The 22,501-nt window shown below is 42.5% G+C and carries 18 protein-coding genes; 9 read left to right on the top strand and 9 right to left on the bottom strand.

All coding sequences use genetic code 11. The annotated features are described in order from the left end of the window. The first annotated feature begins 702 nt into the window (after nucleotides 1-702). Nucleotides 703-834, top strand: coding sequence for a hypothetical protein (locus HG263_RS22565; RefSeq protein ID WP_281358252.1), 132 nt, complete (start codon nucleotides 703-705; stop codon nucleotides 832-834). Nucleotides 835-868: 34 nt separating this feature from the next. After that, the gene (locus HG263_RS08400; protein WP_171625650.1) at nucleotides 869-1,432 is read left to right on the top strand and encodes a hypothetical protein; all 564 of its coding nucleotides are present in this window, start codon (nucleotides 869-871) and stop codon (nucleotides 1,430-1,432) included. Between the two features lie 144 nt (nucleotides 1,433-1,576). On the opposite strand, the gene HG263_RS08405 is transcribed toward HG263_RS08400, so the two are convergent. From HG263_RS08405 to dinG, 9 genes are all read right to left on the bottom strand, one after another. Then, entirely contained in the window at nucleotides 1,577-2,680 is a 1,104-nt protein-coding gene (locus HG263_RS08405) for an efflux RND transporter periplasmic adaptor subunit (protein ID WP_171625651.1), read from the bottom strand. A gap of 10 nt (nucleotides 2,681-2,690) precedes the next feature. Further along, nucleotides 2,691-5,810 carry an efflux RND transporter permease subunit gene (locus HG263_RS08410; RefSeq protein ID WP_171625652.1) on the bottom strand — a complete coding sequence of 1,040 codons (3,120 nt, stop codon included), beginning with the start codon at nucleotides 5,808-5,810 and terminating at the stop codon, nucleotides 2,691-2,693. 240 nt (nucleotides 5,811-6,050) lie between these two features. After that, nucleotides 6,051-6,836: an NPP1 family protein gene (locus tag HG263_RS08415; protein WP_171625653.1), complete on the bottom strand. Its 786-nt coding sequence runs from the start codon at nucleotides 6,834-6,836 to the stop codon at nucleotides 6,051-6,053. A gap of 87 nt (nucleotides 6,837-6,923) precedes the next feature. Continuing rightward, the gene (locus tag HG263_RS08420; protein WP_171625654.1) at nucleotides 6,924-7,085 is read right to left on the bottom strand and encodes a DUF2496 domain-containing protein; all 162 of its coding nucleotides are present in this window, start codon (nucleotides 7,083-7,085) and stop codon (nucleotides 6,924-6,926) included. Then, entirely contained in the window at nucleotides 7,082-7,354 is a 273-nt protein-coding gene (locus HG263_RS08425) for a late competence development ComFB family protein (RefSeq protein ID WP_171625655.1), read from the bottom strand. The genes HG263_RS08420 and HG263_RS08425 overlap by 4 nt, the downstream gene beginning before the upstream one ends. Before the next feature lie 33 nt (nucleotides 7,355-7,387). Beyond that, nucleotides 7,388-8,290 (bottom strand): histone deacetylase family protein, encoded by a 903-nt coding sequence (locus HG263_RS08430; protein WP_171626088.1) that lies wholly within the window; start codon nucleotides 8,288-8,290, stop codon nucleotides 7,388-7,390. Next, on the bottom strand, nucleotides 8,290-8,889 hold the full coding sequence (locus HG263_RS08435; protein ID WP_171625656.1) for a primosomal replication protein: 600 nt from the start codon (nucleotides 8,887-8,889) through the stop codon (nucleotides 8,290-8,292). The genes HG263_RS08430 and HG263_RS08435 overlap by 1 nt, the downstream gene beginning before the upstream one ends. Then, the gene (locus tag HG263_RS08440; protein ID WP_171625657.1) at nucleotides 8,886-9,665 is read right to left on the bottom strand and encodes a TSUP family transporter; all 780 of its coding nucleotides are present in this window, start codon (nucleotides 9,663-9,665) and stop codon (nucleotides 8,886-8,888) included. Before HG263_RS08440 ends, HG263_RS08435 begins: the two co-directional genes overlap by 4 nt. After that, the gene (dinG, locus tag HG263_RS08445) at nucleotides 9,666-11,738 is read right to left on the bottom strand and encodes an ATP-dependent DNA helicase DinG (protein WP_171625658.1); all 2,073 of its coding nucleotides are present in this window, start codon (nucleotides 11,736-11,738) and stop codon (nucleotides 9,666-9,668) included. A gap of 267 nt (nucleotides 11,739-12,005) precedes the next feature. On the opposite strand from dinG, the gene acuR reads away from it, so the two are divergent. From acuR to HG263_RS08480, 7 genes are all read left to right on the top strand, one after another. Beyond that, nucleotides 12,006-12,638 (top strand): acrylate utilization transcriptional regulator AcuR, encoded by a 633-nt coding sequence (acuR, locus tag HG263_RS08450; RefSeq protein WP_171625659.1) that lies wholly within the window; start codon nucleotides 12,006-12,008, stop codon nucleotides 12,636-12,638. Nucleotides 12,639-12,682: 44 nt separating this feature from the next. Then, nucleotides 12,683-13,663, top strand: a complete 981-nt coding sequence (gene acuI, locus HG263_RS08455) for an acrylyl-CoA reductase (NADPH) (protein WP_171625660.1) — start codon at nucleotides 12,683-12,685, stop codon at nucleotides 13,661-13,663. 688 nt (nucleotides 13,664-14,351) lie between these two features. After that, nucleotides 14,352-17,045 (top strand): TonB-dependent receptor, encoded by a 2,694-nt coding sequence (locus HG263_RS08460; protein ID WP_171625661.1) that lies wholly within the window; start codon nucleotides 14,352-14,354, stop codon nucleotides 17,043-17,045. 78 nt (nucleotides 17,046-17,123) lie between these two features. Further along, nucleotides 17,124-17,903 carry a family 16 glycosylhydrolase gene (locus HG263_RS08465; protein WP_171625662.1) on the top strand — a complete coding sequence of 260 codons (780 nt, stop codon included), beginning with the start codon at nucleotides 17,124-17,126 and terminating at the stop codon, nucleotides 17,901-17,903. Between the two features lie 46 nt (nucleotides 17,904-17,949). Continuing rightward, complete coding sequence (locus HG263_RS08470) at nucleotides 17,950-20,472, top strand: glycoside hydrolase family 3 protein (RefSeq protein WP_343043970.1); 2,523 nt, start codon at nucleotides 17,950-17,952, stop codon at nucleotides 20,470-20,472. Nucleotides 20,473-20,535: 63 nt separating this feature from the next. Next, nucleotides 20,536-21,591 (top strand): sensor histidine kinase, encoded by a 1,056-nt coding sequence (locus tag HG263_RS08475; protein WP_171625663.1) that lies wholly within the window; start codon nucleotides 20,536-20,538, stop codon nucleotides 21,589-21,591. Next, on the top strand, nucleotides 21,588-22,388 hold the full coding sequence (locus tag HG263_RS08480) for a LytR/AlgR family response regulator transcription factor (RefSeq protein WP_171625664.1): 801 nt from the start codon (nucleotides 21,588-21,590) through the stop codon (nucleotides 22,386-22,388). Before HG263_RS08475 ends, HG263_RS08480 begins: the two co-directional genes overlap by 4 nt. Nucleotides 22,389-22,501: the final 113 nt, after the last annotated feature.

Here is a 22,501-nt window from a genome sequence, read left to right on the forward strand (position 1 = left end):
CTAAACCTGCTCATTTCACCTTGCGCAAATGGAATGACTTCGCTTCGCTCACTGTCATTAAACATTTGCACCTTAGCTTCGCTCATGTCGCTAACCTTTTACACGATATTTCACCTTGCGTAAAGGAAACGTACTCACTGCGTTCGTAGTCGTTAACCCTTTAAACATAAAGCTTCCTTATTAGAGAAAGCCCGATTCGAAAGAGTCAGACTCTTTTGATATGGAAAAATTTTTAAATATATCAGACAAAATCTTCTTATTAATTTCTGGACCGCTTCATATATCATTTTGGTCTGGTGCAAATACCAAGAGCTAGTTTGTTTCTAGAATTAAATGCATATTCTGGTGTTTGTTTATTAAATGTTAAATTTCAACGTAAATGTGTCACTCAGTAAGCTGTTCAAGTGCTGCGCAGTAAGTAATTAATCATTTTACCAACATTTAAAGTCAATAATTATATTTCAGTAGTTGCAATGAAAGGGGGAATTAGCTTAGTCTAAATATTAATAAATTCATATTTGCTGTGACTTAATTTGTTAACAAATATATTTAAAGTTATACGGATATTTTACGTTTCATAAGTTAGGAACTAACCTTAACTATGTAACTGAATGGACGACACTGTGAATTGTTAGTTCTTGACTATTGCAAGTTACGTAAGTTTTTTTGAAGTTGTTAAAAATTGATAAGAGGGGTAAGTTAATGTATAAGGAAAAGAAAACTAAAAGAGAGCTTCCTCAGGAAATATTAGAATACATATTTGGAGGCAGTGGTGGTGGAGGTGCAAATGGGATTGAGCCACCAAGAAAGACTAATAATCCAACACCATCTTAGAGAATACGAAAAGGTAGTTTGAAAAGGATATTGAATGAATGAAGTTTTAATCCATATCGGATGGATATTAATCTTAATGAAAGTCGTTGCGCTGTTGTTATTTGTTTGGCTTGCTAACGACTCGCTTCGGTCGCTCATTTGTGGGCGGCCTAAGAATCTACCTAAGATTGAATTTGAACACTCATTTTTTATCTACATCTGTGTTGCTTTAGCATTCAGTGTGGCAGGTACCTTTATCGGTGATTTAATTTTGGATTTGGGTATGGGGGTTCAAGCAAAAAGACAAGTTTTTTATATTTATTTTAGCATCCACGAAGCGCTATTTATGGTGACAGTGCTGCAGTGGCATAATTTAAAGCGGTGTGAGTTTGCTCGCATAACAACGTACGGTTTTTACATCTCAGTTACCATAATGATGTTGTTTTTATTTAGGTATGTAGACCGAGTTATTTTTGATGCCGACATTCTTAGAGGTATCTATAGTCAAGTTGTAGCTTTATCGAATTTACTTATAACACTAATATTCATCTGCTACCCAGTCCAACGTCTTCATCAGCTTATAGTTGAAAAGTTTATACGTAAAAGAATAAACCAGTAAATATATTTCAGACAGTGCAAATTTATTTTAAACTGTGCTACTTCTGTCAGCCTTGGTACAAATGGTTGTCGTTAGTGATAGAAAAATGAGCGAGGCTCACAGTTGTGAGCCTGCTCATTGGGCTAGTAACTTGATTGGAATTGGTTACGATTGATTAATACCTTGCTGTACTTCAACTTCTTGCCCAGTTGATAACCGTTCAGCACCTCGTACCGCAATAGTATCGCCAATTGATAATGAACCTTCACTTATTGCTTGTATAACGACATATTTACCTTGGCCTTTCCCTACAGTGACAGGAACTTGCTCAGCCTTACTGTCTTTGTTTATACGAACGATATGAACACCCTGTTTTCGTAAAATAAGAGCATCACGATTAACGAGTAGCTCGGCTTTGTTATTGCTCAAAGGAACAACGACATCAACCAGCTGTCCAGCAGCCCAGCTTCTATTGCTTTGTTGTGGTAGTGTTGCTCTGACTTCAAACGATTGAGAGCGAGGATCTGTTGTTGGGATAACAGCTGTAACTGTAGTATCGGTTTTATCTAGGGAACCTAAATTGCCAGATGATATAGGAAGCACCATCCCCTTTTTTATATACTTTAGATATTTGACAGGCACATATAGTCTGGCTTCTAGGTTATTTATGTCAATTAGGCTTAGTAGTTCATCAGCTCTATTTATATCTTTTCCTGAGCGGCTATAGCGTTCGCTTACAACACCAGAAAAAGGGGCTCTAAGTGTTGAACGGTTGAGTTTATCTGCGATAACTTTAAGTTCTATTTCAGCCAAAGCAATATCTGACTGGGCTAAATCATGTTGCTGTTGTACTTTATCTACTTGGCTTGCCGCTGTGCTACTCGTTTTTGCTAATTGCTTGAGTCGCTTCAGTTCTTGCCTTTGAAATTGTAAATTTATCTTTGCTCTATTGAGCATTTCTTGCTGCCTTGCTTGCTCAAGCTCAAGTGGGAGTGTATCTATGCGTGCAAGCACTTCCCCTTTTTTTACTTCTTTACCTGGTTCAGCGACATAGATAAGTAACCCGCCGACACCTGCGGTTAGCTTTACATCTTGCTTGCCATAAAGGGTGCCATGTACAGCTAATTCACTTTTAAGGGGAGCGCTTGTTAGCGTCTCTACCGTAACTGGAGCTTTAGCATATGCCACAGTTGAAATAGCAACGTTTGAAGCAATTAGTAAAGCGCCAATATTTAACGAACAAGAATTGATGAATTTATTTAACAACATAATAATTATCTCACTGATTGGCGACTAAGCCTAACGAAGGCTTGCTATCTTTAGTTGATTTGGCATGTGGTGGTGTTTGCTTACCTAATTGCAGCAAACTAGGCATTAAGAGCAAGGTGAATATCGCGCTGATGGCCATACCTCCAACAATAACGGTGGCGAGTCCTCTGTATATCTCAGAACCCACTCCGGGCATAAGCATCAGAGGCAGCATTCCAAAAAGGCTAGTAAGGGTACTAAGGTACACTGGACGAGCACGCATGAGCACAGCTTGGCGTACTGCCGATGTTCTTGTCATGCCTTGTTGTTCACTATACCTAGTTTGATCTACGAGTAAAATTGCATTGTTTACAACTAGGCCGAGCAAGATAATGAAACCTATCATGGTAAGCAGATCTAGTGACTGGAACGTAAATAGATTTAGGATGAATAGCGCCAGTACACCGCCAGCTACAGCAAGCGGCATAACCAGAAGGACTAAAAAGCTATCTTTGGCTGATTTAAACAAAGCAGTCATTAATAAAAATAGAATGAACAATGCAAGTGCAAAGTTAACTGTCATCTCCTCAATAGCTGAATTCATTTTTTGCGCGTTTCCACCTAAAATGGCACTGGCATTTTGAGGCATGCTTTGGCGAACTTTAGGCATAACATGTTTTGCTAACAGCGCTTGAGCTTCTTGTAGACTCATATTCGCTGGCGGAGTAACAACGACTGAGACTGTACGTTTGCCATTGACGCGGCGAAGTTGCGTAGGCCCAACGGTTCGCTCAACTTCAGCAAGTTCTCCCAATGTTTGAATCCCAGAGTTTGGTGTGACTAATGGCAACGATTTTAGCTCTTCGGGTGTTTGCCAAGATTTAGCTCTCAAAATGACATTCATGCGCTCATTGCCATTGAAATACTCGTTGATAAATAGGCCACCTGTAAATGCCTGAACCGCCTGAGCTACGTCGTTTCTGGTTAAACCAGCTTGCGTGATGCGTCGATCATTTGGATGTAACCTTAATTCAGGCTCTGCCATATCCAAACTCGGTTGAGGTTGCGCAGTCGCTTCTGGCAAGGCGGCTTTTACTTCTTCAAGTGCCACTTTGGCCGCTGCTATTAGGTCATCCATATTAGGGCCTGTTAGGTCAATATTAATTGCTCGTCCATCACCTCCATTTGATACTTGGATCATAGACCCCCTAAAAAGAAACACCTGTGTATCAGGAAGATCTTGGAATATCTCTTCCCTAGCTACTTTCATTAATTCTTCTACACGCTGTGGATCGTCTGAGTATATAAAGCCCCCTGCATTTGCTCCGAAGACATAGAAGTTAAAATCTTTTATCTTTGGCGTTTTTTCACCCGTGTAATAAGGCATCAAACGCTCTTTAACACGCATGGCGATCTCTTCTTCCATATAACCAATATTTCCTCCCGGAGGAGAGTTCAAGCTATAGAAAAAGCCATCTGTCGGAGCCCTTGGCATGAAATCGGTCTGTGGTAGCAAGGTAAGTGTTACAAAAAGAGAGCCGCCTAGTAAAGAGGCTATCCACGTTATTTGCTTGGCACGACTATTAGTGAGTGACATTACAAATTCTGTTAATTTACTCCAATAAGCCTTATACGGGTCGTCTGATTTTTTAGGCTCTGGTAGGTATTGGTTTGCAATCGGAATAATGGTAAGTGCACAAACGAGTGATGCAATAACTGCGATGGAGAGTGTCAGAGCGAGATCGGAGAACAGTTGTCCTTCGATACCAGCCATAAACATGATAGGCAGAAAGATAGCCACGCTTGTTGCCGTGGAGGCAAACAGTGCGCCCGCAACCTGAGTGGCTCCTTTTAGTGCGGCTTTGTTGTTAGTCAGCCCTTCACTTTTCAGCCTAGCAATATTTTCTTGTACAATAATAGCTGCATCAAGTACCAATCCTACTGCAAAAGCAAGCCCTGCTAAGGACACCACATTGAGGCTACGCTCAAAGATATTTAAAGCTAAAAATGCCACCATGAGCGATACGGGGATAGTTGCTGCGATAACTAAGGTCGCGCGCATTCCTCTGAAAAATAGCCATAAAATACCGCAAGCCATAAGTACACCTAGTCCAAGGTTACTCTTGACCAACTGCAAGGCATTTCTAATGTGAACAGACGCATCATAGCTTAATTCTATTGCTAAGCCTGCTTCTTTTAAGATACCGTTATTTAGTTCGTAGATTGCTTCATTGAGTCCATCTAATACTGCAACGGTATTTGAGTCATTGCTGCGTGAGATCGTAATGTAATACGCCGGTTTACCATTGCGTAAAGTCATCGAGCGTCTATCAGTAACTGTATCTGCAACGGTAGCAATATCACCAAGGTAAATAGGCCGGTCTCCAGAGTAGCCGACACGCATTTGCGTTAAGCTATCTACGTCATATTTTCCTGTAAATCGGACGGTGTATTGACGGCGGCCCACATCCGCAAGTCCCCCTGACATATCGGTAGAGGTTGAAATGGTCCTACGTATTTGCCCAAGACTAATACCGAATGCTGCTGCTTTGTGCGGATCAAAAGTAACGCGCAACTCTCTTTGACGCTGACTATTTAAATTTACGCGAGACACACCTGGTATTTTCGCAAGCCGAGGCTCAATAAAATCTTCGATTTGTTTTTGATAGTTAGCCATATCGAGCTTTTCACTATCAAAGTTAAGCGGCACAACTAATAAGCTTGCTGCGGTTGGACCACCAGAACCTGGGCCACCACCACCTCCTGCGGTTACGATTGGATCTGTAGCGTCCAAAGGTAAGGGCGGAGCTTGATTTAAGCTGGTCAGCACATCTAGCATAGCCTGCTGCATGTCGGCATCAACAGCAAATGTAAGGGAAATAAAGCCATTCCCTTGGTTTATTTGTGTATTCACTTCTAATGCGCCAGGTGTATTCTTGACCGCATTTTCTAGTGGCTCAATGATCATGGATTCAATTTCTTCTGGTGCAGCTTGTCGCCATCCAGAAAATATCGTGATTTGGGGTTGCTCAATGTCAGGCGTTAATTGGATCGGGAGCTTAAAAATGCTAATTGAACCAAAGAGCATAATTAAGGTTAGGATCACTAATACACTCGCAGGGTTTTTTAGCGAACTTCGTGTTAGATTCATGTCAGTGTCCAATTCTTTCAATATTGCTTTAGTATTAAGCAAATCAAAATAATCTGCTAGCGCAGAAATGCATGTCCGTTTCCGGTATAACGACAAACCACCTTATTTTCGAGACAAAATGCTTGTTAGCAACAATTTGTAACTAATTAGGATATTTTGTAATACTCTTTGAAGCAGAATTTACAAATTGATCAGCAAAATTTGGAAGCTGGTGCAGCCGATGGCTACACCTTATAGTGATTATGGTTGAGTATCCGTAAATGAAAAAGTAGGGTAATCGGAGGGTTTAAAGCGGTTAATATTAGTCAAAAATCGACTATCTTTAACGGGTAAAGTAGCAGACCCATAATCATATTGATTTAGTCGATCTCGTAGTGCTTGGTTATTTAGGCCATCGCCGTGCATTTCATACCAACTAATAATGTTGGGCGTCACAAATCGGTTGTAACTATTTTCTGCTGCTTCGGCTGTTTTTGCAAAACGCAGTGCATGCGTTAGCAATCCATCCTTGTGATAAACGATTTTTAAATGTCCATTTTCAAAAGAAAGCTGTGACGCCTCCTTGGTATATAAATCACCATGCGCGCTATAACTACCATGAGTGACGATACCATCGTGTGTCCATACTGCCGCATATTCCCAGTCATGCCGATGGCCTCCACCAAAGTACGGAAAAACCTGATCTTTTTTAAAATACAAAGCATAAAAATGCGCACAATATTGGCCTTGAGATGTTTCTTTACATGCGTATCTATGTACTGTGTTAGAAGTATTTAGAAAAGCGTTGTCACGGCAATTACCACCTAGAGAACCTGATGTTTTAAGACCAGAATTTTGCTGACCGGTTCTACTAATGCCAGCACTGGGTAGGCAGCCATCACCATCAAAATCAAACACGGGCTCTGTGCCATTTATCACATAGCCTGCAGGTATTGCTTCATCAAGTGCGGCAAAATCATTTGCTTGGGTAGAAGCACTAAAAGCAGCGACTGCGCAGAAGAATATAAAGGTAGGTTTTGTCGTCATAATGATATTTACTCAATTCCAAATTTAAAAATTACAGTAAACATGTTTTATGACTAAAATGAAACAAAAAAGTTAAATTTTGGTTTTTTACTCTTTTTTAGAATCAACTAACTTTTGTTCTAAATCCTTTCGTACAATCTCTAATGCAGCCAGTGCATCCTCAGTAGGAACCTCGTTTTGCTCTAATAACAGAATGAGGTCAACAGCTAGTTTTACGTGAGTTGGAGCGTTATCAAGCGGGATGTTCACTTTTTAGTTGATCCTTTTTTAGCAACTTGTGCCATGGCTACTTCTATTGCTGTTTCAACACGTTGCTCCATGAGTTCTCTTTCGTGTCCAGGTAAGTAAAAAGCCATATCGACATCATTGCGAATATACCGTGATGGTAGTTGATTAAGTACGGTGCAACAGAAATCAGCCATCACCTCTTCATCATACTTTTTATCTAAATTATGTTCGATAATTTTTTCTAACACAATTTTCTCGTAGTAGTTGTGTACATCATCATGTAATTTCATGTCGCGTGTCCAAAAACTTGTGTGCTGTATACTCTATACAATAATAGCTGGCTTATTTAGCAGAGCAATAAAAAACTGTTCATGCACATCAACAAGTTGAGATAGATCACGCTGATATCCACCGCCCATAGCAGCCATTAAAGGCAATGCGTTTTGCTGGCAATAGTCTATCACTATTTTGTCTCGCATCTGCACACCACTTAGGCTTACATCAAACATACCAAGCTCATCTTTTGTGTAGATATCGGCACCTGCATTGTACAGGAGTAGGTCGGGCTGATGAATACGGCATACAAGATTAAGCGCTTGTGTCACGGTTTCAAGATAGCTTTGGTCCTGCGTTTTACTAGGTAATGCAAAGTCGAAGTCTGAGATGGCTTTGTTGCGCGGGAAGTTTTGCTCGCAGTGAATAGAGCAAGTTACCACATCTTTACGTTTATCAAGTATTGCGGCTGTGCCGTCACCTTGGTGCACATCACAATCAAAAATAACGATTGTTTCTACGCTTCCTTGTCTAATTAGCTCGCATGCTGCGATGGCGAGATCGTTAAATATACAAAAGCCAGTGCCAAAATCATGGTGTGCATGATGATATCCACCGCTTAAGTTTACAGCAACACCATGAGCAAGCGCATAAGTTGCTGCTTCAATGCTGGCACCAACAGAATAAAGGGTTCGATTTACTAATGTACGTGACCATGGAAAGCCAATTCTTTTGACTGCTTTGCTATCTAAAGTGCCATGTATAAAATTATCGACGTAATTTTTATCGTGACACAACATTATAGAATCCAAAGCGGCTTTGTGTGGGTGAACTACATGCTTAACTAAGTGTTTTTGTATAAGCCTAGTATGCAATTGCTTATATTTATCTATTGGAAATCGGTGGTGTGTTGGCAAGTCTAGTTGCGAGTACAGGGGATGATAGAAGAACATTAGCGGTTTTGTTGTTTTTCTACTGCTTGAATCTTTGCTTCTGTTGCCGATATGGCTTTTCGACATCGACCGAGGCGAGCATGTAAGGCCAAAATTTCTTGATTGATTTGACTGGCTTGTTCAGCGGAAGCTTTATCGAGTTGTTGTTTTCGTATATCTATCATTTCCATTAAGCGTCTTTCGAACTCATGATTTTGGGATAGTTCTTGATAAAGCTCGTGAGAGCTTTGCATGATCTTTTGCACCGCTTTTTGATAGATTTTATTTTTTTTCTTGTAATTGCTTTTATTCTCTTTGGCCCAGACAGGTGTCGACTTTAGTACTTTAATTACTGCTTCTACTTGTGTCGCAATACGTTGGATAGCAAAGCCGTAGGCATGGCGGTTTTCCATAGGAGGCAGATGCTTGAGTTGTGCTGATATCTCGTCAATATAGTCACTTAATATCAGGCTTTTAGTTGCAAACACTGTACGGTCAAAAAGGCTTGGTTGGGCTTGTATATATCGATTTTTATCGAACCATTTTGCATTGTCGAATAGTCTTGCCTGTTCGGCTAATTTTGCAACTTGTTGGTGTAAACGTTCAAGCGCCTGACTCATGCAAAATATGCCTCTGCAATTAGTTTTATCGCTAAAATGATCACAACAGTGTTAAATAAGGGTTTGATCAATTTGCTGCCAAACTTTATAGCTGAATGTGCCCCAATCCAAGCACCAAGCATTAAGAAAGCCCCCATAGTTAGGCCTAACAAAAAGTTGACATGCCCTAGTGCTACAAACGTTATCAGTGAAACAAAGTTAGACACAAAGTTCATTGAACGCGCAAGTCCGCAATTTAGCAGTAGACTCATTTTATATAGTAAGCTGTTTGATGCGGTCCAAAAAGTACCTGCGCCGGGGCCTGCCAAACCATCGAAAAACCCCAGAGATAACCCTTGAAACCATTGCTTTGTTTTCAAAGCTGGCTCGCTTTTTGGTAAGTCATGAGACTCTGTTGGACTAAGCTTGCCAAACAAGCTGTAGCAGGCAACACAGATGATAACGATAGGCAGTAGTTTATTTAAAAACTCAACGCTTAAATAATCAACTAATAAAGTGCCAAGTACAGCGCCAATTGCAGTCGCCAAAATCGAAGCTGCCCAAAATGATGGGTCGAAAAGTCGTTTTCTATAGTAGGTGATACTTGCAGTTAATGACCCAAAGCTGGCAGCCAATTTGTTGGTTGCCAATGTCACATGGGGGGGAAGTCCTGCGGTAAGCAGGGCGGGTACCGTCAGCATACCTCCACCGCCAGCGATAGCGTCAATAAAGCCTGCGGCAAGAGCAACTAAACAAAGTAACCCCCAAGTCATTGGGTCGAGCGCAAATTCAAACATTTAATAATCTATTTGTCGTTTAAAGGGCGGTAGAGTATCAAGCATGGCTTTGCCGTAGCGTTTGGTAACTAGGCGCCTGTCTAATATGATTATACGGCCGTGATCTGTTTCTTTACGAAGCAGTCTACCACAGCTTTGAACTAATTTCTTTGCTGCGTCAGGAACCGTGATTGATAAAAATGGATTCCCCCCTTTACTTTGTACAAATTCAGCCTGCGCTTCTTCAATTGGAGAGGTAGGTACAGCAAAAGGAATTTTGGTAATTATAAGGTTTTCAAGGTATTTACCCGGTAAGTCTAATCCTTCAGATAAACTTTGCGTACCGAATAAAATGCTACCCTTGTCATTGTCTATGCTGGCCTTATGTTGTTTGAGCAAGCTATCACGAGATTGCTCACCTTGTACAAGAATTTGCCAGTGCTTTTTTCTGAGCAACTTTACAACATGGTCCATTTGCCAGTAAGAAGCAAATAGCACCAAATTTGCTTTCGTTTTGTCTAAGTAAGAGGGTAATACTTTGGCAAGATGGTCGCTAAATGCTTTGTCAGTCGGGTCTACGTCAGCAGTGGGCAAATGTAAAGTGGCTTGTTTAGGGTAATCGAAAGGGGAGTTGGCTTTGATAAATCTAACTCCAGGCTCATGGGCCAGTCCGCTTTCTTTGGCAAAATGGTCGAACGTACCCAGTGCGCTTAATGTTGCCGAGCACAAGACTGCACCAGCGCATTCTGTCCAGAGCTTGTCTTTCAGATAGTAGCCTACTTCAATGGGGCAGTCGCATAGCAAATGATCATGATGATGCTTGTACTCTAATCGCTTTATCCAACGTGCATGAGGCGAGTGTTCTCCTTTGTTTGCATAGCTATGCCAGAGTTTATGAAGCTGCTCTAATCGATTAATGTATTGCCCACTCTCTGCGAGCAGTGGATCAGCTAAAAACGGTTTAACATCGCCATCACTGACATCAAGGGTAAGAGCATCATGCATTTTATTCAAACAGCGCAGCACATCTTGTGTGGCATCGGCAATATCTTTTGCTTTTGCAGTAAGTGATTCAGGCACCACACCATGCTCAAAGCGAAATGTATCATCTTGGTTGTAGTTAAAATCGGCAGCATCTAATATATCTCTGACGCTTTTAAGATCTTTACTGGCATCATTTGCGGCATCATTGAGTTTAAAGTTTTGGCCTATCGCTTTTTGTGACACGATAGTTGCAGCCATTTTCCCACTGAATTTAAGCAGTTTATCTAACCATTCTATCGTTCCCTTAATGGTCGCTGCAGCAGACGAAAAATCTCGGGTTATGTGTGGTAAATGGTGAGCTTCATCAATAACATAAAATGTATCACTAGGCTCTGGTAGAATTTTACCACCACCCAACTCTAAATCAGCCAACAACAAGGCATGGTTGATAACCAGTACGTCCATTTGCGCTATTTTTTGCCTTGCTAGGTGAAATGGACACAAATGGTGTGATTTCATTTGCCGCTGACACGCATGCTTATCACACGCTATTAGGTTCCATACTTTATCTGGAATGGTATCAGCCCAACTATCTCGATCTCCTTGCCAGCGTTTATTTTGGTATGCGCTATGAAGCTCTATTAAGCACTTTTGCTCCATGTCGGACAAAGGGGAAGACAGAGTCGGCATGATAGATAGTTGTATACTGTCTTCGTTAACTGCTGCATTGAGCTTATGTACACAAATATAACGCTGACGTCCTTTGACAAGATCAAATTTAAAGTCGAAGCCACAATGGCTTTTGAAAAACGGTAACTCTTTATTGATTAGCTGCTCTTGCAGTGCCACTGTTGCGGTTGAAATCACAAGCTTTTTCTTTTTTGCCAGAGCAATAGGTAACGCTCCTAAGCAATAGGCGAGAGATTTTCCGGTACCGGTGCCAGCCTCTATCACGCAAATTCTTTGTGTTTTGTGATATTCCCCAGCAAGGGTTTTGGCAATTTCGGCAACGAGGTAGTTTTGGCTGCTTCGGTGGCGATAACCTTCTAAGCTTTCAGCGATATTTTGGTGTGTCTGTCGTATTGTTTTTTTGAGCGCGTCTGAAAGCATGGGGATCGCCTAATAGAATATTATATGTATATAATTACAGTAACGGTGGCTATTTTAGATGGGTAATCAATTTGGCACAAGCAGTGTATGAGGGCTTTATTATTATCGCGCCAACAAACAAGTCCGCAAGGGAAGCGGGGGACTTTGTTACTGACTTAAAACCGAATCAGCCATTGTCAAGGCGTTGGCAGAAGGTTGAGTCGTTGGCACTGCTATTAGACGTTTGTCCTATTCTCTTTCAATAGACGATTGGTCTATTATCATGACATGACAACATATACTGCTAAACCTCGAAGAGGGAGACCGCCAAAAGCTGATGCTAAAAACCAAGATACCAAAGCAGAGCTAATTAGAAGTGGTCTTGAATATTTAACTGAAATAGGTTTTACCGCGTCAGGCTTAGATAAGATCCTGAAAAACGTTGGTGTACCTAAGGGTTCCTTTTATTATTACTTCTCCAGCAAGGAAGCCTTTGGCCATGCCGTATTGAATAGTTACGCCAACTACTTCGCAAAAAAGTTAGATAGCTGTTTACTGGATACCGCATTTTCGCCACTACAGCGTATTTGTAATTTTGTAGAAGATGCCAAACAAGGCATCGCAAAGCATCAGTTTAAACGGGGTTGCTTGGTTGGCAATCTAGGGCAAGAAGTCGACGCATTACCACAAAGTTTTCGGCCGGTGCTTATAGAGATCTTCGAAACCTGGCAAGTGCGTATTGCAAACTGTTTGCATGAAGCGCAATTGGTTGGTGAGTTATCGGTCGATGCTGACTGCGCCAGTATCGCGGAGTTTTTCTGGATTGGATGGGAAGGCGCAGTAAGCCGTGCACGGCTTGAGAAAAGTACGCGTCCGCTAGATAAGTATTTAGAACTTTTTACTCAGGGCTTACCTAAGTAAATTTTTTAACAGTAACTAGACGATCGGTCTATTTTGGAGGTGATATGTTTAAAGGGTTATTAGTTGAGAAGGATGGGCACAGTTATCAAGCAACAATCCAGAATTTAGATGATAGTGTGTTAATGGAAGGCGATACGGTTATAAGTGTGTCCTACAGCACGCTTAATTACAAAGACGCACTTGCCATTACTGGTAAATCACCGGTTGTTCGAAAGTTTCCTATGATACCTGGCATTGATTTGGCTGGAACCGTAATAAGCTGCAGCTCAGATAAATTTAAAGCAGGTGACGAGGTGGTGCTTAACGGCTTTGGTGTGGGCGAAGTGCACTGCGGTGGATTAGCACAGAAAGCAAAATTACATAGTGATTGGCTAATTCCATTACCAAAATCGTTATCAGTAAAGCAGTCTATGGCAATTGGCACCGCGGGCTATACTGCCATGTTATGCGTAATAGCATTGGAAAAGCATGGTGTCCTCCCAGACTCGGGAGAAATACTTGTTACCGGTGCTAATGGTGGCGTGGGGAGTTATGCTATCGCTTTGCTCGCGAAGCTAGGATATACCATTGTTGCTGCCACCGGCAGAGTTGAAGAATCTGACTATTTGAAATCGCTTGGTGCAAGCGAAATTATTGATCGAAAGTTACTGTCAGAACCAGGACGTCCTTTAGCCAAAGAGCGCTGGGCTGGAGTAATTGACTCCGTGGGTAGTCATACGTTGGTGAACGCCTGTGCTAGCACAAAATATGGCGGTATTGTTGCCGCTTGTGGTTTAGCGCAAGGTATGGACCTGCCGGGTACTGTAGCACCTTTTATATTGCGAGGTATCACATTAGCAGGAATAGATAGTGTTATGCGTCCACTAAAAGATCGCATTGAGGCCTGGGATAGATTGTCTGAATTATTAGACACTAAAACGCTAGAAGACGTGGCAACAGAGATACCTTTATCTCAGGTTTGCGATATCGCACAGCTTTTAATTGAAGGAAAAATACGAGGACGCATTGTCGTCAAAGTCAGTTAACTATGAGGTTAGCTTTCACAAAAGACGGCTATTGAAATTAGAAAGCATAAGCCTCTATGCTTTCGAGTCCACTTCTTACACCGATCGGCGATAGCCACTCTAAGGGGGGGCAGTGAGCTGCAAGTCTGCTTGTTTCCAGCTTGATGGGTGTAAAATACTTTAGTGTGGCGTGTGGATTACCAGCACAAACACTCTCAGCTGGGATGTTTATTGGTCACTTTTTACATTAGATGAAGATATTCCGGGTGAGTGGTCAAACGAAAAAAGTTCCAAAAAGCTTTGGTACCTTTCATTAGGTGGCTTATCTTCGAAGGCTGTAATTTTTTGCTCTACTTGCCGTGGTTTACATTCGATGAGTAAAAAATACCAATAATATATTGAATTTAAATAAAAACTTAACTACTAAAAACTTAACTACTTAATCTAATAATTTGCCCCGAAAAGAGATCCGCATTTTTAACCCACCCTCTGAGTATCGGTAGTCGATGTTATTCATCTATCAGGAACGTGAAGTATTGCAGTCGTCCGTGCTGTTTTGAGTATTGATGTTAGCTTGGCACATAATTTTGCACGGGTTGTAGTGTTTTCCTCTCGTGTTAGCGAAAACGATTATAGTTCCCGGGTTGATGGGTATATTTTGCTCAAAATTAATAAAAATCATAAAACAACAACCGGCGGAATTTGACAAATGCAAAAGTTGAACACCATAACCCTAAGTATTTTGCTTAGTTGCTCGGCTCCTGTTTTTGCACAGGCACAGCAAGCAGCGGATAATGATAAAAAAGCAAGCCAGGTAATAACTGAAAACGAAAATGGGTTGGAAGTAATATCGGTCACAGCGACAAAACGAAAAACCAAACTCATGGAAACGCCTGTCGCAATTTCGGCATTGAGTGACTCTCAGCTTAAACAGAATGGTGTGAATAATGTCAGAGATATTGCAAATCTGGTTCCCGGCTTGGATATCTCCACTGCGACAGATCAAGCCGCCCCCGTTATCTCTATGCGGGGCGTGCGCTCGACAAATATAACCGAACTCGGTGACCCGGCAGTTGGTGTCCATCTGGATGGCATTTATTCACCGCGTATGCAGGGGGCACTCGCGCTCATGTACGACGTTGAGCGAGTCGAAGCGTTGCGCGGGCCACAGGGTACCCTTTTTGGCCGAAACTCCACGGTCGGTAGTATCAACGTTATTTCAGCAAAGCCCGATTTCGGGGGAGCGTTTGGTCGCGTGAGTGGTGAAGTCGGTAAATATAACGCCAGAGTACTTGATGGTTTTATCAACATTCCTGTTAACGATGAATTTGCAGTACGTGTCGCTGCAAAAGGGTTAAAGCGAGATTCCTTTCTGGAAGGTTACTGGGATCCGAATCAGTATGACTCCCGCCGCCTGAATGGCGATGTACTGAATGCACCCGTTATATCAGAAGATTCTTACCAAGGTAACGGTTCGACCATAACACAAAGGGAAAACTGGTGGATTGACGACGCAGGAACCGATCCTCTGGCTCAGCGAGTGCGGGCTTTAACCCGTGCCGATGACGATGACTTCTACAATAATGCCAATGAGTATTCCTTCAGGATAAGCTCGCTGTGGGAACCTCTGGGTGGTAATTTTTCTAACCACACCGTTTTCCAGCACTATGCGAACGACAGTGGTAACAATATCGATTTGGTTAATTGTGAAAAGCTTAGCGGGCGACCAGCTGAATATGGTGGGGATTGCAGTACGTTTTTACCAAGCGACAACACCTATCAAGCAGTCGTCAATGTACCTGGTAAACTGAACCTAGATATTACCTACCTGCGTAATACGTTAAATTACACACTAGACAATGATATGAGTGTCGTCTGGTTGTTGGGATATGAAAATATGGATCGCTCCTCTGCACAGGACAGTGAAATTGGTCTGGATCCCTGGGACGGCGCCACGTATTTCCTTGATGGAACGGGTGCAAAGTCCTATTCCAGCGAGATCCAGTTGCAGTCGGATAATCATGGCGACCTGATTTGGATTGCTGGTTTAAATTATTTCCATGAAAAGACGACGACCCTAGGCTACTACGATAACCCGATGGATGATAAGGCATTTTGGGATCAACCTGACCGTTCTACTGATGCCTATGCACTGTTTGGTCAGGCAACATATAACATCACCAAAGATTTGCATTTAACACTCGGGTATCGTTTCAGTGATGAAACGAAAGAAGACCAAGGCGGACGCACTTACCGATGTTCAAATGCTGGGGGCTGTGCGCCAGGTTGGTTTAACCGAACCGTGTTAAATAAACTGCCGATTGACTACTTTGAAGATCCTGCAAGCTACGAATCCTATTTTGAAAACGACAATAAGGGGAGCTGGACGCACCATGATTTCAGGGTCGGTATTGATTACGATATCAACGCAGACACTATGATTTACAGTTATCTTGCTTCAGGCTTTAAAGCTGGAGGAATTGGCGATGTCTACGAGGTTGTTAACGACCGAACCGGCGAGACCACGCGATTTGAAACCCAATTCGACCCTGAAGAAGTGCTCACTTGGGAGGTTGGTGTAAAATCGAGTTTGCTGAATAACTCTTTAAATTTGCAAGTGGTATTCTTCTACACTGACTACACGGATATGCAATACGCTTCCGTTGGTTCGATAGGTAATATCGAAAGGTTGTCCCCGGTGAAAGATGATGATGGAGCGCCGTTGCTCGACGATAATGGTGAACCTGTACTCGATTTTCAAAACCAGCCCATCATTGCCTATTACACACAAAATGTACCCGGTTCGACAATTAAGGGGATAGAACTTGAGTTTGACTGGAAACCCTACCCCGACGGAAGAGTAACGGGTTATGTGACCTGGACCGATGCGAAAATCACAGAGGATTGGATAAGCAAATGGGATTACGATCCAGAATACTTGTTCGATATTTCCTACGAGGAATCGAAAGATCCGACTAACACATTACTTACAACAAACCTCAAGGGCAACAATCTGGCGATGACGCCTGAGTTGACGGCAAATTTAAGTTACACCCACACTTTCAACTTAGGTGAATACGGTTATGTCCACAGTTTGATGAACGTGAGCTGGAAAGATAAGTCTTATTCAACCATTTGGAATGTAGACAAACATCTTGATGACATGGAGTTTGCAGTATCCGACGACGCTACACGCTATATGGACGATACTCGAGATGCTTTCGCCGTGTTTGATGCGTCACTCAAGTATGAACCACAAAATAAAAAGTGGTTTGCTGAAATCTTTGTCAACAATGCAACAGATGAGATTGTTCAGTACTGGAACAACACTGGTAAAGGCTTCTCGAAAGGAAGCTTTGGCATGCCTCGTTATTACGGACTCAGGGCCGGTATAAACTTCTAAAACATCAATTAACTTAAGTAATTGCGGTCTTACTTTTTAAGACCGTAAGTGCTTACTTATTGTAATAAGGGCGAGCAAATGAAAAAGCTTACAACGTTTATTGCTATAGCTAGTTTATCTTTGGTTAACCACAATGTGAGTGCCGCTGGCTATTTCAAAGATGACTTTTCGTGGGGGAGCAACCCCGCTTTATGGAACATGCGTAGTGGTGATAATGGCACGCCGTTTGGCTGTAAATTTAATCCAGGAATGATTTCGCCAAGTTCACACGGCATTACCCTTTCTGTTAGTAATGGCAGCTGCGCTGAACTTCAAAGCAAAAATACCTATCGCTATGGCATCGTTCAAGGGGCGCTTAGAACAGGCAATACTCCAGGAACTGTGTCATCAATATTTACCTATACCTCTTGGTGGGATAAACCTGGAAGAGCGTGGCAAGAAATTGATATCGAGTTTCTTCCGTCATTAGGTAATGTTGTTCATACCAATGTAATTTATCAGCCCGCTGGTGGGCAGTATCAGAGCTGGGAGCAAGATATAGATCTGGGAGGCTATGGCCTAAATGTAAAAGAAAATTTACTCACTGTCGGTTTTGATTGGACACAGAGTCAAATTCGCTGGTTTGTTTATGATACTCAAGGGAACCAGCAAACTATCAGGGTTGTGCACAGAGATAACGGTGATGGTTTTCTCGCCAGTAACGAAATTCCCGTATGGGCATGGCCCATTGACGATACAAAAATCATGATTAATCACTGGCATGGTGATAATTCCGCAGACGCTCTGTATTTCCCAGGTCAGTATTACAATGACTCTGCATGGGCTTACTATGATTTTATCGAATATATTCCGCACTAAGACACGAGTCACTCCATTAAATAATTTGTTCATAAGGAGAACATTGGTGGGCAGTCGAAAATTAGCATTTATCCCCTTCCTTTTAGCCTGTACCGCGATGAGTCGTGGTGAGGTTGCATTCGCAAAGAACGTTGACTGGTCAGTTAATAATAAGCCTGAACTTCATAGTGACAGTTTGGACAAGGCTGTTGCGGGCCTTCTTTCAAAAATGACATTAGAGCAGAAAGTGGCGCAGATGATACAACCTGAAATTGGTTATCTTAGCGTTGAACAAATGCGTCGATACGGGTTTGGCTCTTACCTCAATGGCGGAAATACTGCGCCATATGGCTTAAAGCGAGCAGATCAAAAAACATGGCTTAAATATGCCGATGAAATGTATGAAGCTTCCGTTGATGGGTCCATAGATGGCAGCAAAATCCCGACTGTGTGGGGCACTGATGCGATGCATGGTCACAGCAATGTGTTTGGTGCGACGCTTTTCCCGCATAATATTGGTTTAGGGGCAACAAGAAACCCTGCATTAATAGCTGAAATAGGCCGAGCAACAGCAAAGGAAGTTGCTGCAACCGGCATTGAGTGGGTCTTTGCGCCAACCGTGGCGGTGGTGAGAGATGATCGCTGGGGCCGAACTTACGAAAGTTACTCAGAAGACCCCGAAATCGTCGCACGTTATGCCGGCAGAATGGTTGCAGGTATCCAAGGTACATACAATCAAGACTACCTAGAAGGCTACCATCGGCTCGCGACTGCCAAACACTTCATCGGTGATGGTGGGACTGAGAATGGCATAGACAGGGGCAACACGGTAATTGATGAGCGTACACTTAGGGATATTCACGGCGCAGGCTACTTTTCTGCTTTGCAAGCCGGGGTACAGTCCGTTATGGCGTCGTTTAATAGTTGGAATGGCGAAAGAGTGCACGGGCATAAATATTTACTGACCGATGTTTTAAAAGGCCAAATGGGGTTTGAGGGCTTTGTGGTGAGTGATTGGAATGCGCATAAATTTGTTGATGGATGTGATTTACAACAGTGCGCAGCCGCAATTAATGCGGGTGTCGATGTTTTAATGGTGCCAGAACATTTTGAGGCATTTTTTCACAATACGGTCAGGCAGGTACAAGAAGGGGTCATTCCGCTATCCAGAATTGATGATGCAGTCGGGCGGTTTCTTAAAGCAAAAATGCGCTGGGGGCTTTTTTCTCGCCCCAAACCCTCAATGCGAGTAGAGTCAAAGCACCCAGAATGGTTTAACGCAAAAGCACATCGAGAACTGGCTGAAAAAGCGGTTCGACAATCATTGGTCTTGCTTAAAAACAACGGGCACGTTTTGCCGATTTCTCCTAAAAGCCGAATACTGGTAGCGGGGAAAGGTGCAGACAATATCGCAATGCAAGCTGGAGGCTGGAGTGTATCCTGGCAGGGCAGCGAGAACACAAATGCAGATTTCCCCCATGCGACATCAATTTACCAAGGGTTGCGTCAACAGGTTGTGGCAGCAAACGGGGCGATTTCATTAAGTGTTGATGGTAGTTACGACATCAAACCCGATGTGGCAATTGTTGTCATCGGAGAGCAACCTTATGCTGAATGGTTTGGTGATATTAAAACGCTTGACTTTGGACAGATTGATAATGAAAGCTTAGCTATTTTAAAGCGCCTTAAAGCGGAGCATATTCCAACAGTAACTGTTTTTCTTAGTGGTAGGCCGCTGTGGGTGAATAAAGAGCTCAATGCTTCCGATGCATTTGTCGCTGCTTGGCTACCTGGCTCTGAAGGGCAAGGCGTTGCCGATGTTATTCTGGCCGATGCCAACGGCAGCGTACAGCATGACTTTAGCGGTAAGCTGAGTTTTTCGTGGCCAAGGTATGACAACCAGTTTACTGTTAACAGGAATGATAAGCAGTATGAGCCCCTATTTCCTTATGGCTATGGATTAACGTATAAAGATTCAATAACTCAGGGAGCTGTGAGTGAAATTGTCAGTAAACAAACAGAGCAAGTAGACACGGATAATATCCCCTTGTTTGTTCGCAACCTTTCACCCGATGTAAAATGGGGAATGTTGGATGGCTCAGCGCCGCTGGCATTAGTTGACGGCCCTTCTGGTATCAGCCCTGACGGCTATTCCCTGTCCATGCAGTCAGTGAATTTAGCGTATCAGGAAGATGCCAGAAAGTTTGTATGGCATTCCAGTGACAAATCGGCGAGTGCCATTTTGCATTTCGTCACTCCAAAAAGCGCTAAAGGTGTGCTGGCAAGTCGATTCCTTGAGTTGAAGATGCGCCCTGACGTTAAGAAGGATAACACTTTTAGGCTACAGGCACTGTGTAGCGGTGACATTTGCTCCAACTCGGTTAATTCCTCGACACTCGCAACACGACTGAAAAAGGGGGTCTGGAATGACGTCAGTATTGAGATTGGATGCCATAAGATCAATTCAGTGAGTAAAACGGGCTTAGATGCACTGCGCATTGTAACGAAAGGGTTGGCAAGTCTCGCCGTGGCAGACGTTGCGCTGGTAAAATCGCCTAAAGAGGGTTCCCAGTTGTTTTCCTGTCCCTGACGAAATTGAAAACGGACAGAGCAACGCTGTCCGTTATTATTTTTGAAAGTATTATAATTAGTTATGGTTAAGTTTATTGCACGTCCTAATTTATTTTGGTTTTGTCAGTATTGCGGATGGACAGTTTACGCAATACTGACAGAAGTTATGATAAAGATCCCCGGTGAGGAACCGTGGGAAATACACCTGCCTCATCTCATTTTAGATACCTTATCCGGGTTTGGAATAACCTTGATGCTTCGGGCTTTCTATTCAAAAACACAGCAGCTTAATTGGCTGACGGTGAGTGTGAACATTGTTGTTTTGGTCGTCGCATCCCTGCTTTGGACGCAGTTCAAATGGTTTTCGTTGCAGGGATTGTATGGCGCTTTGTGGACACCCATGTCATGGTTTGACTTTGGGACATGGACAAGCGCATCACTGACCATGCTCGCTACCTGGACTGCGGGTTACTACGGTTTTAAGAGCTACTTGAATAACGTAGAGCAACGGGAAAAAGCAGAAAAAGCGCTTAATCTTGCCAAAGAGGCACAGTTGAAAATGTTGAGATATCAGCTCAATCCCCATTTTATGTTCAACAGTATCAACGCCATTTGTACTTTGATCCTTAAAAATGAAAATACAAATGCCGTCAACATGCTGGAAAAGCTCTGTGATTTCCTGCGTTATAGTTTATATACCGAACCGTTGGCGAAAATTCCGGTATCAGAGGAAGTGGCAATACTAAAAACCTATTTAGATATTGAGAAAAGCCGATTTCAGTCGAATTTAGATGTAACGATTGTGACAGATGTAAAGTGTGACTCTACACTCATTCCTTCTTTACTCATTCAGCCTTTGGTCGAAAACGTACTGAAGCACGGCATGTTGCCCAACCAGACACTGAAAATGAACATAGAATTTAAATCCACCACAAATGGGATCACCATATCCGTCATCGACAATGGTAAGGGCTTTTTGGAACAGCATGGTTGTAAACGAGGCGTAGGACTGAATAATTGCCAAGACAGGTTGCAGTTAACTTATCAGGGCAGAGCCAATCTAAATATGGGCAATAAAAAAGAGGGGGGCGCCTGGGTAACGCTGTTTATTCCTGCCGAAGCGGGGGGAAGTCAATGAAGCGATTAAAGACATTACTAGTAGATGATGAAACCAGTGCACTGGAGGGGCTTAATATCCGGTTACGCAATGTCGGTGATATTGAAATTATTGGTGAAGCTACGAGTGTTGATGGCGCACTTAAAATTCTTGAGGAAAAAACACCAGACCTTATTTTTCTTGATATAGAAATGCCAGAAAAATCAGGCTTTGAGTTATTAAAGCATTTTCAGCCAGACAATTATCCTGCCATTATATTTGTCACTGCCTATCATCAATATGCCATAAAAGCCTTTGAGGTTAGGGCATTAGATTATTTGCTTAAGCCTATTCGTCAAGAAAGACTTGAAGAGGCAATTCAGCGGGTTAGAGAACATAGCGCACCGACTTCACCTAAAAACAGCGTTCTTGCTGTTGCGGGCGATCTTAAAAGTCTGGATGATTTGGAGTCAAAAGATAACTCAAGCTATTATGTCGAGGACGAAAAGCTTGTTATTGTTGATGGTCGGAGCTCTAGACAATTGGTAGCTTTTGACGAGATATATTGGATAGATGCAGCGGGTGATTATATGTGTATTCATACACAGGTAGAGACGTTTGTTATGAGGGCGAGAATGAAAAATCTGATTAACCATATTCTGCCACCGGAATTTATTCGAATACATAAATCCTCAATTGTGAATTTAAAACATATTCGAAGTCTCGAAGCGCTCAGAAATGCTGAATTCAATGCCTATCTAACAAACAATAATGTACTTAAGGTGAGTCGCACTTACAGCGCAAATCTGAAAGCGAAATTACCTACACGATATTATTGAACTGCCATCGTGGTTATTCGATCGTTGGTGATAGACTAAAAACGAAAACAACAGTTTTACCCAGGGCTCCAGAGATAGATACGCTGCGGGGTAGGGCCTCACTGCACTCGGGC

The sequence above is a fragment of the Pseudoalteromonas caenipelagi genome, assembly GCF_013140855.1.
GTDB classification, from domain to species: Bacteria; Pseudomonadota; Gammaproteobacteria; order Enterobacterales; family Alteromonadaceae; genus Pseudoalteromonas; species Pseudoalteromonas caenipelagi.